At 72.7% G+C, this 640-nt stretch carries 1 protein-coding gene; it reads left to right on the plus strand.

Annotated elements, in window-relative coordinates; genetic code table 11:
- Positions 1-640, plus strand: a 640-nt coding sequence (locus C9414_RS20800) for a phage late control D family protein (RefSeq protein ID WP_181286188.1), incomplete at both ends; no start/stop codon positions are given.

Raw genomic sequence — 640 nt, forward strand, 5'->3', positions numbered from 1 at the left:
GGCCGCGCTGCCGGTACGCGCGATCACCACCCAGTACCGCGAGACCGATTGGGCGTTCGTCACCCGCCTGCTGGCCGAGGCCGGCCTGGCCTGGCGCATCGAGCAGACGCAGGGCGATGAGGCCGCGCACACGCTGGTGGTGTTCGAGCCGGGTGCCGAACTGCCCGACACCGGCCGGGTGCGCTTCCATCGCGCCGACATGGCCGAGGCCAGTGATGGCATCACCGCCTTCGCCGAGCGCCAGCAGCTGGTGCCCAACGCCAGTACCGTGGCCAGCTGGCACAGCGAGCAGGTCACGGCGGTGGCCGCGCAGTCCAGCGCCGACGCCGGCAGCCTGCCGGCGCTGGAAGTCTATGTGCAGCCACGCGCCGGGCGCTTCGCCCAGGCCGGCTGGGCCGATGCCGAAGCGCAGGCGCGGCTGGACGCGCTGCGCGTGGGCCAGGTGCTGTACAGCGGCAGCGGTAGTGAGCGCCAGCTGGCCGCCGGCAGCACCTTCCGCCTGGCCCAGCACCCGCAGCACGAAGGCCAGGCCTTCCAGCTGCTGGCGGTGCAGCACGTGGCGCTGAACAATCTCGACCAGGGCATCGCCGAGCTGCTAAGCAGCCCCGCGCTGGAGCGCGGCGCCTACCGCAACAGTTTC

Source organism: Bacillus sp. Nf3, from assembly GCF_003028545.1.
GTDB classification, from domain to species: Bacteria; Bacillota; Bacilli; order Bacillales; family Bacillaceae; genus Bacillus; species Bacillus safensis.